Consider the following 15,809-nt stretch of genomic DNA (forward strand, 5'->3'; position numbering starts at 1 on the left):
CAAATTCTAAAGATATTTCACCATCGCATTTTCGTCCACAAAAAGTTCTTCGCTCATCCGAATCGCATTTTTTTCAAAGCTAAATACTTCAAAACCTTCCGAAAGATACAGGTTTTTTGCCCGATGATTATCCGCAATTAAAGTCAATACAATTTGTTTTAACCCTTCGCCCTGTTTGGCTCTTTCTACAGCAGCTTGAAGCAACTTTCTGCCTAAACCTAAACCTTTAGCTTCTGGAGCAACGTACATTCTGAAAATCAAACCTTTGTGTCGGAGTTTCAAAATACTTTCTCTTTTAAAACCGACTGTTCCCAACAAATCATCATTTTCATCAAAAGCTCCCAACGTAAAACTATCAAAAGTATCTTCTGTTGGAAAAGTTTCACCAACAATATCAGTTGGCGAAACCCTAAAAAATTGTGCTTCTTCCGTAATTGCTTTATGCAACAATTGGTAATAAGTTTTAATATCTTCTTCTTGCTTGATTACTCTTATTTCCATTTTATAGCGGATAATCCATTTTGATGTCGGTTCTTTCATAGAAAGTCTTTTCAATCGGTACTTCCACAAAGCCAATACTTTTATAAATCGAAATAGCTGGTTTCAAAGCAGTATTCGACAATAAATATAATGATTTTGCTTTACGAGCTTTGGCTTCTTCGATGGTGATAATGCACAATTTTTTACCTAAACCTAAACCTTGCGCTTTAGGCGTAACGCCCATTTTAGCCAATTCGTACACGCCATCGCCATCATGAATTAAAGCAGAAGTACCCACAATTTCATCGCCTAATTTTGCTAGAAAAATCTGTCCGCCATTGGCAATAATCTCTTCTGGAGCTTCTAATTGCTCTAAATCGTGTGGTTCAACTTTAAAATATTTCTCAATCCATTCTACATTGATTCTCTTAAAATCCTCTTTATATGCTGAATTGTATTCAATGATTTGCAAATTATTGTCCATAATATTTTAAGAAATTGGATGAATGTTTTTTTCAAAAAAATGTGTATCAACAGGCATAAAAGGAAAAACAGAAGGAATATTTTGCTTTTCAATCGCTGTAAAACTGTTTCTGATATAAAAGCGAATAGCGGCTTGCAAACGTTCTAAAGTCCCTAAATACAAATTGGTCATTCCTGCTTTTTGGGCTTCGCTGGTTAATAAATCCAGTAGTTTTTGAGCAATGCCAAACTCTTTTCCACGAAACTCTTTCTTTACAAACATCTTCCGAATCGCTCCTATATTTTCGCCACAATCAATCAAAGCGATACTTCCTACTACTTGATTTTCGTGCAAAGCAACCCAAAAATTGCCATGATTTTGCTGGTAAAAGTTCGGAATATCTAATAAATCTTGTTGCTCATTAATGGTAATCGGAACTTGAAATTCTTTTTGTTGAATCGTTAAAATTAAATCAACTACTTGGTCAGTATATTGATTTTCAAAGGATTGTATATGTATCATTCGCAAATCTTCTTTAAACAAAAATTTCACCTTTTAAATACGGAGCAACTTTGCCCGCAATTTTTACTCTGTCACCTACCAAAGTACAAGTTAGTTCTCCTCCTCTGGCTGATATTTGTTTGGCTGACAGCTTACTTTTACCGAGTTTCTCTGCCCAAAATGGTGTTAGCGTTGTATGTGCCGAACCCGTTACAGGGTCTTCATCAATCCCAGATTGTGGACCAAAAAATCTGGATACAAAATCTACTTCATCACCTTTGGCAGTAACGATTACACCACGACAAGGCACTTTGGCAATCGCTTTGAAATCTGGTTTGATTGCCTTGATTTGACTTTCATTCTCAAAAACTAAGAAATAGTCAGAAATTCCTTTCAGCGTTTCTATGGGTTTTATGCCCAATCCCTCAAAGTACTCTTCAGGAGTTTCGGCTGGTGCAGGAACATCCACAGGGAAATCTAATTCCAGTAAATCACCTTGCTTTTCTACCCTCAGAATACCACTTTTTGAAGTAAATTCAATGAGCGATTTGGGGTAATTGGCGTATTCAAAAATAGTATAAGCCGTTGCCAGCGTAGCGTGTCCGCAAAGATTTACTTCCACCGTGGGCGTAAACCATCGTATATGAAATTGCTCTCCTTCGGCGACATAAAATGCCGTTTCGGCGAGATTATTCTCAGCAGCAATTTTTTGCATTAATTCATCCGAAATCCATTCCGAAAGTGGTACAACTGCGGCAGGATTTCCAGCAAATACAGTACTTGTAAATGCGTCTAATTGATAGATTGTTAGGGTCATATTTTGAAGCTTTATGCTATATGCCTTAGGCTATAAGCGGTTAGTATTATATTTTACTTTGACTTGTCTTCTAATTTGCGATTGTAAAAAATTGAAGGCATATAGCCTAATGCTTATAGCCTATAGCCCATGGAATTCTTTAAAGCGTTCTAAGTAACTTTTTGCAGCCCAAGCGTCTTCAATTTCTTTGACAGCAATCAGTAAATTATGCTCCTGATTTTCGATAATTTCAGCATTCATTAACTTTATTTCTTCCCAAATTTTCTGGAGTGTCGGCAATAAATCCTCTCCTTTTTTGGATAATTTCAGATTACGTTTTCTGGCATCTTCATCCGATTTTTTAGAAACAATCAAGCCTTTTTTTTCTAATTCTTTCGACATCTGAATCACAGCAGGATGCGTAACATTCAAACCCTCAGCGATTTCCATAATGCCCGCTTCACTTTTTTGAGAAAGAAAATAAAAAATAGGAAACCATTTTGGTTGAAAATCAACTCCATAAAAGCGATAAACATCTTCGCCTCCACGCATGATGGTTTCACTAAGTCGTTTAAGCCTACTACCAAAAGCCAAAGGGCCTAATTCTGATATTAAATCCATTATATGTAATCAATTACGTAAGTGATTACGCAAATTTTAAATCTTTTTTTGAATTAAACAAAAAAATCTTCTCCTTTTTGTAAAAGAGAAGATTTTTAAGGTAGTACGAGTTTCCAACTCGTAAATTAACGCTTACTTTACGAGTTGGAAACTCGTGTTACAGTTCTATGCCCAAACCTGAGTTCCTTCCGTACAGTTTTTACACATTTCAATTTCTGAACGTGAGCGAATTAAGGTTTGTCTGAACTGTTGATATGATTTTCCATGCCATAATTCTCTGAAAGTTTGGGTTTTCATATCGCCCAAACGATGATGTGCATCTTTATCAAAACAGCAAGGAACAACTAGTCCATCCCAAGTAATGACGCAAGAATGCCACATTTTCCAACAATGATTGATTAATTCATTCTTGATTTTGTAACTTCCATCAGCTTGTTTTTTATAACGAGCATACTTATCAATCGTCGGAATCAGGTCAGAGCCGTTTTCATAATCATAAATCTGTGCCGTTTTTAAACCTACTTCATCTACGCCCAAATCTTTGGCTAATTGCTGTACTTCTCCTATTTGGTGTTCGTTTGGTTTCACCACCAAAAACTGAAAAACAATATGGGGAGTACTTGATTTCAATTCCTTTTTCCACTTAATAATGTTCTTTGTTCCTTCCAATACTTTCTCCAATTTTCCACCCACACGATACTGTTCGTAAGTTTCTTGACTTGTTCCATCAATTGAAATTATCAATCTATCCAAGCCAGATTCTACTGTTTTTTTAGCATTTGCATCCGTTAAATAATGGGCATTAGTGGACGTAGCCGTATAAACTCCTTTCTTAGCAGCATAGCCAACTAAATCTAAAAACTGCGGATGCAGATAAGGTTCTCCTTGAAAATAAAAGATTAAATAGAGTAAAGTACTTTCCAGTTCATCGAGCGTTTTTTTGAACAAATCGCCTTCCAACATTCCCGTTGGGCGAGTAAAGGAACGCAAGCCACTCGGACATTCGGGACAACGCAAATTGCAAGAAGTAGTAGGTTCAAAAGAAATACTGATGGGCATTCCCCACTGCGTTGGCTTCCCTAAAAGCTTTGAATTATAAAAACTAGTAGCCACTTTCAACCCATTCCAAATGCGTTTTGGAGTAAGTTTTGAAAGTAAGTTTAATCCATCTTTAAGATTCCCGTTCATTTTTTTGTTGTACAATTAATAATAGCCCACGCCTACGTATAATGCAAGATACCTCCAAATAGACGAAAAGCCAAATTAGGCATCAGGACAAAGTAACATACGCTTGTTCAAATAAAGTAGTAATTTATTTAACGAAATTCCTCGCTTAAAAATATTCAATCAAACAAACATCCAATTTAATTATGTCAAATTCAAGAAGAGATTTTATTAGAAAAATCAGTGGAACGTCAGCACTACTCGTCGGTGGAACAGCACTAAGTGATGCTTATGGAAAAACTTTCACTTTAGAATCAACTGCAAAAATTAGTGCTAACGATACTGTTAGAATCGCATTGATTGGTTCTGGAATCATTGGTCATTATGATGCAGATACAGCTTTAAAAGTACCAGGAGTAGAAATCGTAACAGTTTGTGATTTGTATAGTGGACGATTAGAAAGAGCGAAGGAAAAATGGGGAAAAGATATTTTCACGACAAAAGATTATCGAGAAATTCTCATCAGAAAAGACATAGATGCTGTTTTGGTTTGTACTTCTGACCATTGGCATGATAAAATTTCAATTGATGCCATGAACGCTGGCAAGCATGTTTATTGCGAAAAACCAATGGTTCATCATATTGAAGAAGGAAAAGCAGTTATTGATGCACAGAAAAAAACGGGCAAAGTATTTCAGGTAGGTTCGCAAGTGGCGAGTAGTACCGTTACTTGGGAAGCAAAAAAAATCTACGAATCGGGCATTATTGGCGAATTAGTTTATGTAGAAGCTACCAACGACCGTACTTCAGCCAATGGTGCTTGGCAATATACCATTCCAACTGACGCTTCTACCCAAACAGTTGATTGGGATACTTATATCGGCGACGCTCCGAAAGTACCTTTTGATGCTAAAAGGTTTTTCCGTTGGAGAAATTATAAAGACTATGGAACAGGCGTGGCTGGCGATTTATTTGTGCATTTACTCACGAATTTACACACCATTACAGGCTCAACTGGTCCAGATAAAATATTTGCTTTGGGCGATTTAAACTTATGGAAAGATGGCAGAGACGCCTACGATATTGTAACGGCTTTAATGAATTATCCAGCTTCTAAAACCAATCCTTCTTTTCAATTTTTTACCAGAGTAAATTTAGCTGATGGTGGAAGTGGAGGCTCACCAACTCGTTTGATTGGAACAGAAGGCGTAATAGAATTATCGTGGGGAGGTTTGAAAGTAAAGAATTTTAAACGACCGAAAGCTCCAGAAATTGGAGGATATGATTCATTGGCTACTTTTTCGCAAGCTCAGCAAGAAGAATCGATGAAAGCTTACAAAGCCATGTATTCTGAAGAAGATACCAAATGGCAATATGGCAAAGAAATTACATTTAAGGCTACCGATGGTTATGATTCGAGATTAGACCATTTCATTAATTTCTTTGAATCAATCCGTACAGGAAAAAAAGTGTGGGAAGATGCTACTTTTGGTTTGAGAGCCGCAGCACCAGCATTGGCTTGTAATAAAAGTGCAGAGATTGGGAAACCTGTAATTTGGAATCCTGAAACGATGAAATTAGGTTAAAGTAGAAATACCTTTCACGATTTAAAAAACCCGAAAAGGTATTTTCTTATTAAATCAAAAATAATCCGCACTTATCTTGTTTTTATTAAAAAACCTTTTCATCTTGTAATAGAATTAAGTATCAGCAAAACATTCTGTCAAATGGATTGAAGATATGAATTAAATCGTATTCTTTTGAATATAATTATTCATATTAAAGTATCAATCTTAATGATTGATTTATGCTTTTCCTTTGGCAAAATCAACCTTTTAATCGTTTCCTGATTATTTTTCATGCTTATTCTTTAGAAATATTATATTGGCTGATTACATATTTTAGTTTTTTTACAGATTTTTTTATGGGTTAGGGTTATTGAAAAAGTCGTTGGTTATGCTAACGACTTTTTTACTTTTTTAGACAATCTGTTATTAAAAACCTTTAAAAGTTGGCTTTCTTTTTTGCAAAAAAGCGGTTACTCCTTCTTCAAAATCCTGAGTTTTTCCAGCTAAATCTTGGTTGATGGCTTCCAATTCTAACATCTCTTCTAAAGTAGAAAAAGAAGATTGGTTCAATACTTTTTTGATTAATCCTATGGCAGAAGTAGCCGCATTGGCATATTGATTCGCCATGTTGGAAACGACTAAATCTAGGTTTTCAGGAGCAACTACCGAATTGACCAAACCCAAAGCCAAACATTCTTGGGCTTCTACTACTCTTCCTGTAGAACAAAGCTCAAATGCTTTTTGCGAACCAACTAATTTAGGTAAGAAGAACGAAGAACCAGCATCTATAATTAAACCAATGCTGACAAAAATTTGAGACATTTTAGCATTTTCAGCAGCAATAATTATATCACAAGCCAATGCCAAAGAACAACCTGCACCAACAGCAGTACCATTCAATCGACAGATAACAGGTTTAGGTAAATTTCTGATTGCCAAAATCATTGGGTTATAATTTTTTCGAAGAGAATCGCCCAAACTTGTAGCGTTAGTCATTCCACTTTTCAAATCTGCTCCTGAACAAAAAGCTTTTTCCCCAGCACCTGTCAATACAACTACTCGTATAGATTTATCAACTTCTGCCGCTTCAAAAGCCTGAGTAATTTCTTGAACAAGTAAAGTATTTAGTGCATTGTAAACTTCTGGGCGATTCAGCGTGATAGTACAAATGCCGTTCTGAATTTGATAAATGAGATGCTGATACATGAGATTTGCTTTTTGGGATTATCAGCACCAATTTGGGATTTTTTTATTTATTATGCAAGCATAACATTTTAAATAAAGAAGATAACAACTGACAAGCTAACTGTTAAACCAAGTACGGTTCCAGCTAGGATTTGTGCGGGTGTATGTGCATTAAGATGAAGCCTAGCGGCCATTAAGAATCCAGCGACAAGAATGGTTGCTAAGATGGGATAGAACAATGTCATACTTCCAAATTTGATAGCAATGCCGGTTAAAGCACCAACAGTTCCACTGATACCAACTGCATGAGCTGATATTTTCCAGTAAAGGCTAATAAATGCTACCGCTGAAATTGAAAAGGCTATGCTTGTAAGAATGAGCGAAATTTCTGGAAATTGACGAAGTTTCAAGGTAAAAAAAGCGGCTACAAAAGTATAAATCGCTACAGTTACCAAATAAGGAACCCTCCTATCAGCCAAAGTTTCCATCTTTAAATCTTTGATGATTTTGAAACGATGAAGTGCATAAATACAAAAAACAGGCAATACAAAGGTTTGAAGAAACATCAATAAAAGAATTCCTACTTTTAAGCTCATCATGCCTACTCTTGAAGTACCATTAAAAAGCTCAAGGTTCTGAATAGATTCAGGAGCAACATAAAAAAGTATTGAGAATATAATCGTCGGCATCAACAATGGATGAAGCAAAGCCGATAAAAATTGAGCAAAACGTGTATTCAAGGGGTTGTTGTTTATTAGGCTTTCGGCTTTCAGTCTTCAGCTTTCAGCTATTGAAATTTTTAATGTATTTATATTACCGAAATCATAAAGCCGATGGCTGGTTTCCGATAGCTGAAAGCATCCTCTACAATTGCTTCCTAAGCCTAGCTACTGGTATATTTAATTGTTCACGATATTTGGCAACGGTTCTTCTGGCAATGTTATACCCTTTTTCGTTCAAGAATTTTTCTAATTTATCATCCGAAAGTGGATTCTTTTTAGATTCATTATCTATCAATTCTTTCAAAATATTTTTTACTTCTCGGCTTGAAACATCTTCGCCAGAATCTGTAGCGATACCTTCTGAAAAAAAGTATTTTAAAGGATACAAACCAAATTCTGTTTGAACAGATTTGCTACTTGCCACTCTCGAAACCGTTGAAATATCCATATCAATTTGCGTGGCAATGTCTTTAAGAATCATCGGTCTCAATTTAGATTCATCGCCAGTCAAGAAAAACTCATTTTGGTAGTCCAAAATAGCTTTCATTGTTCTCAGTAAAGTATTTTGTCTTTGTTTGATGGCATCAATAAACCATTTTGCCGAATCTAATTTCTGCTTGATAAAAGTAACCGTTTCTTTAATGGCTTTGTTATTTTTATCTCCTTTATCATAAGTATCCAACATTTCATGAAAGGAATGACTTACTCTTAGCTCTGGAGCATTTTTGGCATTCAAAAAAAGCTCTAATTTCCCATTTGAATTAGTTAAAATATAATCTGGCAATAAGTATTGAATTACTCCTCCATCTTCTTCAGCAGCACCAGGTCTAGGATTTAATTTGGTGATGAGCTTGATGGTTTGTTTCAATTCTTCATCATCAATTCCTAAACGTTTTTGAATTTTATCGTAATGTTTTTTAGAAAATTCTTCAAAACTATCTTCAATAATTCTGATAGCATCTTGCACGAAAGGGTCGTGAATATCTTTTCTATCTAATTGTAGTAAAAGACATTCTTGCAAATCACGAGCAGCAATACCAGCAGGGTCAAAAGTTTGAATTTGCTTTAAAACTACTTCAATTTCTTCGATGGTTGTATAAATTCCTTGTGTAAAAGCCAAGTCATTCACAACAGCTTGCAATGGTCGGCGAATATATCCATCAGATTCAATCGAACCAATTAATTGTTTTCCAATAATTTCTTGTTGTTCGTCTAATTCCAAATAACCTAATTGCGAGATAAGATGATCATTCAAACTTGAAGTCATGGCTATTGGCATTTCTCTATCTTCATCATCCGAATTTCCATCGCCTTGCATTTTGTATCCATTATAATCATCACTCAAATACGACTCTACATCAATGTCTCTATCATCATACTCCTTAAATTCTTCATCAGCATAATCATCAAAATCATCATCGTATTCATCACTTTCTTTTACTTCTATTTCAGCACCTTCTTCCAAAGCAGGATTTATCTCTAACTCCTCCTCAATCCGAGCGGATAATTCAAAAGTCGGTATCTGTAACAGTTTGATAAACTGAATTTGTTGTGGAGATAACCTTTGTTGAAGACTTTGATTAAGACTAAGTTTTTGCATAAAGTATTAAAAGTGATTGGGCTTCATAAAACAGTAAGGCATTACAGTTGGCAAAAACAAGAAGATGTTCTTAACAACTATCTTGCCAAAATTATTGAATTTAATGACAAATTGGTTCTAATTATTAATTTATTTCCTTCAAAAATACATAAAATACTAACAATCATATTTTTAGCTTTTCCATTCATGTAAAGAATCCGTCTTTGTTAAGCGATTTTAAGAAAAAATTAAAAAAGGAAATACTTCAAAATACGAACGTTCGAGAAGAAAATTTCTATCTCTTGAATTATTAAACCACGAAAAATACACGCTAATTCGGTAATTGTAAGAATTGTAAGTAATTTTGAATCTTAGAAAATGATTAGTACGTGTGATTTTTGTTTGTTGAAGAACGAATGGAAAGTCCAAAATCCGAAATTATAGCAATGCAAATCAAGCAAATTTTAGCCGAAGCCCTTGTTGGCGAAGAAATAACCGTAAAAGGTTGGGTAAGAACAAAACGTGTACAACCAAATGTAATTTTTATTAATATCAATGACGGTTCAGTAATTCATAATATTCAAGCGGTTGCAGAACCGGGAGTAATTGGTGAAGATACGCTTAAATTAATTACTACGGGCTCATGTGTTGCCGTTACGGGTACGCTTATTGAATCAAAAGGTTCAGGACAAAGAGTAGAATTACAAGTAAAAACGGCTCAGGTTTATGGCACAGCCGACCCAGAGAAATATCCTTTACAACCCAAAAAACACTCTTTAGAATTCTTACGTGAAATTGCACACTTGCGTCCACGTACCAATACTTTTTCGGCAATTCTTCGTATTCGTCACTCTTTGGCATTTGCGATTCATAAATATTTTAACGACAACGGATTCTTCTATTTACATACGCCAATCATTACCGGTTCGGATGCAGAAGGTGCTGGTGAAATGTTTCATGTAACTACTTTAGATCCAAAAAATCCGCCATTGAACGAAGATGGCTCTGTAAATTACAAAGAAGATTTCTTCGGAAAAGAAACTAACTTAACGGTTTCTGGACAGTTGGAAGGCGAATTAGGAGCAATGGCTTTATCGAAAATTTATACTTTCGGACCAACCTTCCGTGCTGAAAACTCAAACACGGCTCGTCACTTAGCTGAATTCTGGATGATTGAACCAGAAGTTGCTTTCTATGAATTAGAAGACAATATGCGTTTGGCAGAAGATTTCACAAAGTATGTTATTAATTATGCTTTAGAAAACTGTGCTGACGATTTAGCTTTCCTTGAAAATCGCTTGAAAGATGAAGAGAAAACGAAAAAAGCTGAAGAACGTTCGGAATTGGCTTTAGTTGAAAAACTTCGTTTTGTAGTTGATAATGATTATGTAAAATTGACTTATACAGAAGCGATTCAGATTTTATTATCATCAAAACGTCATAAAGAAGGTAAATTCCAATATCCAGTACAATGGGGCATTGATTTACAATCAGAACACGAGCGTTATTTGGTAGAAAAACACTTCAAAAAACCAGTGATTTTGACGAACTATCCAAAAGACATCAAGGCTTTCTATATGAAGTTGGATGAAGATGGAAAAACTGTTCGTGCAATGGACGTATTGTTCCCAGGCATTGGCGAAATCATCGGTGGTTCTCAGCGTGAAGATAATTACGAAAAATTATTACAACGTACTAAAGACGTAGGTATCCACGAAGATACGATTTGGTGGTATTTAGAAACTCGTCAGTTCGGAACAGCACCACACTCAGGTTTCGGTATAGGGTTCGAACGTTTGGTAATGTTTGTAACAGGAATGACCAACATCCGTGACGTAATTCCTTTCCCACGTACTCCAAAATCGGCAGAATTTTAATAGTTGTGTTGAGTGAATAAGTAATTTTTGATTATTTTCAGTAAATTAAGCTCTAAATTACTTATTCACTTCAGTATTAAACGATACTACAATGCTAAAAAAATCTCTTTCCTTTTTACTTCTTTTCTTGGGCATTGCTTTCGCCCTTACCGCACAAAATTCTGAAGAAAAAGCTGTTCAAGCTGTCGTTGAACAATTGTTTGCAGGCATGCAAAAACATGATTCAACGATGATTCGTGCTACTTTTCATCCTTCTATCAGAATGCAATCAATTGGTATCAATCGCAAAACTAATTTGATGACTTTAACTACTGAAGAAAATGCGGATGGTTTTATCAAACAAATTGGTTCTTTGCCCGCCAATGTTCAAATTGAAGAAAGAGTATTAAGTTACGAAATCAGAATTGATGGAAATATGGCAACCGCTTGGACGCCCTACGAATTATATGTAAATGGCAAACGCCAACATTGCGGCGTAGATGCCTTTCAATTTTACAAAACCGAAAATGGCTGGAAAATCATTGCTTTAGCGGATACTCGTCGGAAGTGTGAGTAAGTATCTCAAATAAAATTCCACAAAACATTTGGAATTTTATTTTTTATAAATGTACTTTGCATTACAAAGTAATTTGAAAATATGAACCAACATCTTCAAGATATTTCTGACATACGTTCAATGATGGAACGTTCAAGCCGATTTATTTCACTGAGTGGACTATCGGGAATATTCGCAGGTACTTTTGCCTTGATAGGTGCTTATTTAGCCTATCAAAGAATCCTTGATGAACACCCAAGTACTTATTTGAATTTACAAGACAATATCCCACTGATAAATTATATTATTGTTGATGGAATCGTTGTTTTAATTCTTTCGCTTAGTTTTGCAATCTATTTTAGTCTAAGAAATGCCAAACGTAAAGGCTTAAAAATTTGGGATAATACTTCTAGAAGGCTTTTACTCAATATGGCAATTCCACTGGTTACGGGTGGTTTATTCTGCTTGATTTTACTTAAACATGCCCCACATTTAATTGATGCTGCTACCTTAGTTTTCTATGGTTTAGCCGTTGTGAATGCTTCAAAATATACTTATGATGATATTCGATATTTAGGCTATATTGAAATTATACTAGGCTTGATTTGCGGTATTTTAGACCAATGGAAGCTTGGTTTATTATTTTGGGCAATTGGTTTTGGGGTATTACACATTATTTACGGCATTGTGATGTACCGTAAATATGAATCTTGATTTGAAAATTTGGTAATTATTTTCTGAGTAAAATTATCAAATTGACTCTTATGCAAACTATCATTTCTAACATAAATAAATCCTTTGAAAACCGTGTGAGGCTGGGCGTAATGTCTATCTTGATGGTAAACGATTGGGTGGATTTTAATGAATTCAAAGAGACACTCAACGTTACTGATGGGAATTTAGCTTCGCACATTACGGCTTTGGAAAAAGAAAAATACATTCAAGTACGAAAGGCTTTTATTGGCAAAAAACCTAATACTTCATTCCAAGCAACACCCGAAGGGAAACAGGCTTTTCAAGAACACCTTAACGCCCTCGAAGCACTTATTAAAGGTACTTTATAAATAATATTCAACGAATTTTGAGATTCGTTTTTTAATCAATTTAAACTTTGAAATTCAAAGTAATTTGTAAATAAAATAAACAATAATTATGAAAACAACTGAAAAAACATCGCTATTTGAACGCTTCAATAATTGGATTAAAAGCTCAGTAATGCTAAAGCTTATCACCATTTTTTTCCTCATTTTGTTACTGATGATTCCTTCATCTATGCTACAAAGTTTGGTTTTCGAACGCCAAGCCACCAGAGATAATGCCGTAGAAGAAATTACTTCTAAATGGGGAGGTAACCAAACCATCGGTGGAGCAGTAATAACGATTCCATACACTGTTATTGAGGAAGATGACAATGGAAAAAAATCAACAGTGATTAAATATGCTCACTTTTTGCCTGAGCAACTTAACATTTCTGGGAAGCTAATTCCGGAAAAAAGATACAGAGGAATTTATGTAGTAATGCTTTACAATGCACAACTACATCTGCAAGGTTTTTTCAAAAAACCTGATGTTACGCTGTTGAAAATCCCAAAAGAAAGATTTTTGTTTTCTGAAGCATTTATCTCTTTTGGCATTACCGACATGAAGGGAATTAAGGAAGCTATTCAGTTAAAAATTAATGGTGTAAGTGCTGAAATGAATTCTGGAATTGAATCAAACGATTTATTTACTTCGGGTGTCAATTGTCCAATCAATTTAGCGGCGGAAACTATCAATTTTGATGCTTTAATTAACCTAAACGGTAGCAAAGAAATCGACTTTTTACCTTTTGGCAAAACGACTAAAGTATCGCTCGAATCGGCTTGGGGAACGCCAAGTTTTGTAGGAGCGTCCTTACCAGACGAGCGAGAGGTAACTGAAAAAGGCTTTAAAGCTGTTTGGAATGAATTACACTTAAACAGAAATTATCCTCAACAAGGAGTTGGCAGTTTTATAGGCTTCGATGCCAGTCATCAAGAAAACGGAACTCACGACCGTACTTCAGTTTCTTCTTCAGATAATGTTGCTACAAAAGTGACTGGCGAATTACAAAGTTCATTTGGGGTAAAACTAATTTTACCCGTGGATGAGTATCAAAAAACGATGCGTTCAACCAAGTATAATTTGATGTTTATTGTTATCACTTTTATTGCTTTTTTCTTCGTAGAAATCCTCAATCGAAAACGCCTCCATCCTATTCAATACCTTTTGGTTGGCTTCGCCATTTGTCTATTTTATGTGCTTTTACTGGCAATTTCAGAACATCTTTCATTCAACATAGCTTATCTTATCGGATGTGTTTCTATTCTCACTTTAGTTACTTTTTACACCATTGGCATCTTTAAAAATACTCGTACCACACTGATATTCAATGGAATTCTCACCTTACTTTATGGTTTCTTCTACTCTTTATTACAATTGGAAGACTATTCTTTACTACTTGGAAGTATAGGGTTGTTAATAATTTTAGGGGTTGTGATGTATTTGACACGCAATATAGACTGGTATCGTGCTTATAATGGTAAAGAAGAATAGTTCTATACAGGACAGTCTTGCCTGTTTAAACAGGTAAGCTGTCTATTTTTCTACAAATTATTAAAAATCCAATAACAGTTATTCGCTTTTTTAAATCTTTAAGTAATAGGTACAATGAACAACAAAAAAATATTATTAGCCTTTACTTCAATAGCTTTTAGCTACTTGTTTTACCAACAATCAGCAGGAATTAATTTCTTGATTTTTACGATTATCGTCATCGTTGGAATGTTAATTACGCAACCTGATTTAATCAAGAATAAAGCATGGCAAATTGTAGCATTTGGAAGTGTTTTATCATCAGGAATGATTGTTTTTCATCATTCAAATCTCTCTATAATAGCATTTTTTTGTTCTTTAATCTTATTAATTGGAGTAAGTAATCATCAAGATAGTAGTATTTATGTTGGTCTCTTGAAGGGTTTTGTTTCCATTGCTTTCTCTTCTTTCAAAATTTTATTTGAAAACTTTGATGAATACATTTTAAGTCAAAAAAAGCTGGAAAAGAAAGGTTTTTCTATCCAAAAAACTACAGCTTTTTACATTATTCCCCTGTTAATCACTTTTGTATTTTACTTGTTATATGCCTCAGCAAACCCTGAATTTGGCAGTTATTTCCAATTACCAAAAGATATTATTTCCTTACAGTTTTGCTTATTCTTTCTGGTTGGTACGATGATGAGTGTTGGTCTTTACTACCAATTTTTCGGTCAACAACTAACTGAATGGGACATTTCTTTGCCCAATACTTTAATCAGAAATAAACAAAAAGAGAAAAAGATTTTCCAATTAACAATTCTAAAAATTGAAAATACAAAAGGTATTATCGTCTTTTCAATGCTGAATTTACTCTTACTTTTTTTCAATTTTGTTGATTTCTCTGTCATTTTTTCAGACCAAAAATTACCTAAAGGAATCCATTATTCTTCTTATGTTCATCAAGGAGTAAATACTTTAATTTTTAGTGCTATTCTCGCCATCAGCATTATTTTATATTATTTCAGAGCCAATCAGAATTTTTACTCAAGAAATAAGTGGTTAAAAAGACTTGCTTATGTCTGGATTTTCCAAAATACGCTTTTGCTTATTGGGGTCATTTTTAAAAACCAATTGTATATCAGCGAATTCGGATTAACCTATAAAAGAATCGGCGTATATGTTTTCTTGATATTGACGACGGCAGGACTTATCAGCACTTTTTGGAAAGTACTTCATCAAAAAACAATTTGGTTTTTGTTGCGAAACAATTCTTGGTTTGCTTACTTTTTATTAATTGTTAGCAGTTTCACAAATTGGGATAGCCTCATTGCGTCTTATAATATCAATAAAGCCAATCAGTTAGACGTAACTTATTTACTGAACCTCAGCGACAATACTTTGCCAGCATTAAAAACATTATTAGTACATCCAAAAGCAAATCTTGATACTAAAGTGTTCGATTACATCTATTTAAAAGAAGATGAATACTATAAATCTGCACCCATTATTACACAAAGAGTATTTATTTTGAAGCAAATTGATGCCTTTGAAAAACAATATAAAGCCAAACAATGGCAGTCTTGGAATTATGCAGATGAACAGATTTTTAAACAATTGAATAAGCAATGAGAGTAAAAGCCATTTTTGACACTATCCCTAATTTTGTGTAAGTTGTTTTTTGTATTGATTATTTGTTTTTGATTCTTTGGTCAAAAATAAGGTAAAATTGGTTGATAATAATTCCCCAGTTATGAATGGGTTTAGT

General features: G+C 34.5%; 16 protein-coding genes. 7 read left to right on the forward strand and 9 right to left on the reverse strand.

The window, feature by feature from the left end:
• Positions 1-6: 6 nt before the first annotated feature.
• The 6 genes from VB776_RS12565 to VB776_RS12590 all read right to left on the reverse strand — a co-directional run bounded on the left by VB776_RS12565 (position 7) and on the right by VB776_RS12590 (position 4,049).
• Positions 7-540: a GNAT family N-acetyltransferase gene (locus VB776_RS12565; RefSeq protein WP_323330138.1), complete on the reverse strand. Its 534-nt coding sequence runs from the start codon at positions 538-540 to the stop codon at positions 7-9.
• Positions 503-964 carry a GNAT family N-acetyltransferase gene (locus VB776_RS12570; RefSeq protein ID WP_323330141.1) on the reverse strand — a complete coding sequence of 154 codons (462 nt, stop codon included), beginning with the start codon at positions 962-964 and terminating at the stop codon, positions 503-505. Before VB776_RS12570 ends, VB776_RS12565 begins: the two co-directional genes overlap by 38 nt.
• Before the next feature lie 6 nt (positions 965-970).
• Positions 971-1,465, reverse strand: coding sequence for a GNAT family N-acetyltransferase (locus tag VB776_RS12575; RefSeq protein WP_323330147.1), 495 nt, complete (start codon positions 1,463-1,465; stop codon positions 971-973).
• Positions 1,466-1,478: 13 nt separating this feature from the next.
• Positions 1,479-2,261, reverse strand: coding sequence for a PhzF family phenazine biosynthesis protein (locus VB776_RS12580; protein WP_323330151.1), 783 nt, complete (start codon positions 2,259-2,261; stop codon positions 1,479-1,481).
• Between the two features lie 120 nt (positions 2,262-2,381).
• On the reverse strand, positions 2,382-2,861 hold the full coding sequence (locus tag VB776_RS12585) for a MarR family winged helix-turn-helix transcriptional regulator (protein WP_323330156.1): 480 nt from the start codon (positions 2,859-2,861) through the stop codon (positions 2,382-2,384).
• Positions 2,862-3,026: 165 nt separating this feature from the next.
• Complete coding sequence (locus VB776_RS12590; RefSeq protein ID WP_323330159.1) at positions 3,027-4,049, reverse strand: SPASM domain-containing protein; 1,023 nt, start codon at positions 4,047-4,049, stop codon at positions 3,027-3,029.
• A gap of 182 nt (positions 4,050-4,231) precedes the next feature.
• On the opposite strand from VB776_RS12590, the gene VB776_RS12595 reads away from it, so the two are divergent.
• Positions 4,232-5,611 (forward strand): Gfo/Idh/MocA family protein, encoded by a 1,380-nt coding sequence (locus VB776_RS12595; protein WP_323330162.1) that lies wholly within the window; start codon positions 4,232-4,234, stop codon positions 5,609-5,611.
• A gap of 408 nt (positions 5,612-6,019) precedes the next feature.
• Here the strand turns inward: VB776_RS12595 and VB776_RS12600 are convergent, their stop codons facing one another.
• From VB776_RS12600 to rpoN, 3 genes are all read right to left on the reverse strand, one after another.
• On the reverse strand, positions 6,020-6,799 hold the full coding sequence (locus VB776_RS12600) for an enoyl-CoA hydratase/isomerase family protein (protein WP_323330164.1): 780 nt from the start codon (positions 6,797-6,799) through the stop codon (positions 6,020-6,022).
• A 68-nt stretch (positions 6,800-6,867) separates the two neighbouring features.
• Positions 6,868-7,518 carry a hypothetical protein gene (locus VB776_RS12605; RefSeq protein WP_323330167.1) on the reverse strand — a complete coding sequence of 217 codons (651 nt, stop codon included), beginning with the start codon at positions 7,516-7,518 and terminating at the stop codon, positions 6,868-6,870.
• 124 nt (positions 7,519-7,642) lie between these two features.
• Complete coding sequence (gene rpoN, locus VB776_RS12610) at positions 7,643-9,100, reverse strand: RNA polymerase factor sigma-54 (RefSeq protein WP_323330169.1); 1,458 nt, start codon at positions 9,098-9,100, stop codon at positions 7,643-7,645.
• Between the two features lie 425 nt (positions 9,101-9,525).
• Here rpoN and asnS point away from each other — a divergent pair, with 425 nt between their 5' ends.
• The 6 genes from asnS (at position 9,526) to VB776_RS12640 (ending at position 15,673) form a co-directional block, all read left to right on the forward strand.
• Complete coding sequence (asnS, locus tag VB776_RS12615; RefSeq protein ID WP_323330171.1) at positions 9,526-10,956, forward strand: asparagine--tRNA ligase; 1,431 nt, start codon at positions 9,526-9,528, stop codon at positions 10,954-10,956.
• 91 nt (positions 10,957-11,047) lie between these two features.
• Positions 11,048-11,512, forward strand: coding sequence for a nuclear transport factor 2 family protein (locus VB776_RS12620; protein WP_323330173.1), 465 nt, complete (start codon positions 11,048-11,050; stop codon positions 11,510-11,512).
• A gap of 81 nt (positions 11,513-11,593) precedes the next feature.
• The gene (locus VB776_RS12625) at positions 11,594-12,205 is read left to right on the forward strand and encodes a hypothetical protein (protein WP_323330175.1); all 612 of its coding nucleotides are present in this window, start codon (positions 11,594-11,596) and stop codon (positions 12,203-12,205) included.
• 50 nt (positions 12,206-12,255) lie between these two features.
• Positions 12,256-12,555, forward strand: coding sequence for a winged helix-turn-helix domain-containing protein (locus VB776_RS12630; RefSeq protein ID WP_323297993.1), 300 nt, complete (start codon positions 12,256-12,258; stop codon positions 12,553-12,555).
• 88 nt (positions 12,556-12,643) lie between these two features.
• Positions 12,644-14,065 carry a cell envelope integrity protein CreD gene (gene creD, locus VB776_RS12635; RefSeq protein ID WP_323330177.1) on the forward strand — a complete coding sequence of 474 codons (1,422 nt, stop codon included), beginning with the start codon at positions 12,644-12,646 and terminating at the stop codon, positions 14,063-14,065.
• Positions 14,066-14,179: 114 nt separating this feature from the next.
• Entirely contained in the window at positions 14,180-15,673 is a 1,494-nt protein-coding gene (locus VB776_RS12640) for a DUF4153 domain-containing protein (protein WP_323330179.1), read from the forward strand.
• Positions 15,674-15,809 lie beyond the last annotated feature (136 nt).

It is taken from the genome of Arcicella gelida (assembly GCF_034931025.1).
GTDB classification, from domain to species: Bacteria; Bacteroidota; Bacteroidia; order Cytophagales; family Spirosomataceae; genus Arcicella; species Arcicella gelida.

Excerpts from the sequence above, each read along its gene's own strand:
- VB776_RS12640 (WP_323330179.1), top strand. The coding sequence starts at position 14,180 with ATGAACAACAAAAAAATATTATTAGCCTTTACTTCAATAGCTTTTAGC.
- VB776_RS12575 (WP_323330147.1), bottom strand. The coding sequence starts at position 1,465 with ATGATACATATACAATCCTTTGAAAATCAATATACTGACCAAGTAGTT.
- VB776_RS12590 (WP_323330159.1), bottom strand. The coding sequence starts at position 4,049 with ATGAACGGGAATCTTAAAGATGGATTAAACTTACTTTCAAAACTTACT.
- asnS (WP_323330171.1), top strand. The coding sequence starts at position 9,526 with ATGCAAATCAAGCAAATTTTAGCCGAAGCCCTTGTTGGCGAAGAAATA.
- VB776_RS12620 (WP_323330173.1), top strand. The coding sequence starts at position 11,048 with ATGCTAAAAAAATCTCTTTCCTTTTTACTTCTTTTCTTGGGCATTGCT.
- VB776_RS12565 (WP_323330138.1), bottom strand. The coding sequence starts at position 540 with ATGAAAGAACCGACATCAAAATGGATTATCCGCTATAAAATGGAAATA.
- creD (WP_323330177.1), top strand. The coding sequence starts at position 12,644 with ATGAAAACAACTGAAAAAACATCGCTATTTGAACGCTTCAATAATTGG.
- VB776_RS12585 (WP_323330156.1), bottom strand. The coding sequence starts at position 2,861 with ATGGATTTAATATCAGAATTAGGCCCTTTGGCTTTTGGTAGTAGGCTT.
- rpoN (WP_323330169.1), bottom strand. The coding sequence starts at position 9,100 with ATGCAAAAACTTAGTCTTAATCAAAGTCTTCAACAAAGGTTATCTCCA.
- VB776_RS12580 (WP_323330151.1), bottom strand. The coding sequence starts at position 2,261 with ATGACCCTAACAATCTATCAATTAGACGCATTTACAAGTACTGTATTT.
- VB776_RS12630 (WP_323297993.1), top strand. The coding sequence starts at position 12,256 with ATGCAAACTATCATTTCTAACATAAATAAATCCTTTGAAAACCGTGTG.
- VB776_RS12600 (WP_323330164.1), bottom strand. The coding sequence starts at position 6,799 with ATGTATCAGCATCTCATTTATCAAATTCAGAACGGCATTTGTACTATC.
- VB776_RS12570 (WP_323330141.1), bottom strand. The coding sequence starts at position 964 with ATGGACAATAATTTGCAAATCATTGAATACAATTCAGCATATAAAGAG.
- VB776_RS12625 (WP_323330175.1), top strand. The coding sequence starts at position 11,594 with ATGAACCAACATCTTCAAGATATTTCTGACATACGTTCAATGATGGAA.
- VB776_RS12595 (WP_323330162.1), top strand. The coding sequence starts at position 4,232 with ATGTCAAATTCAAGAAGAGATTTTATTAGAAAAATCAGTGGAACGTCA.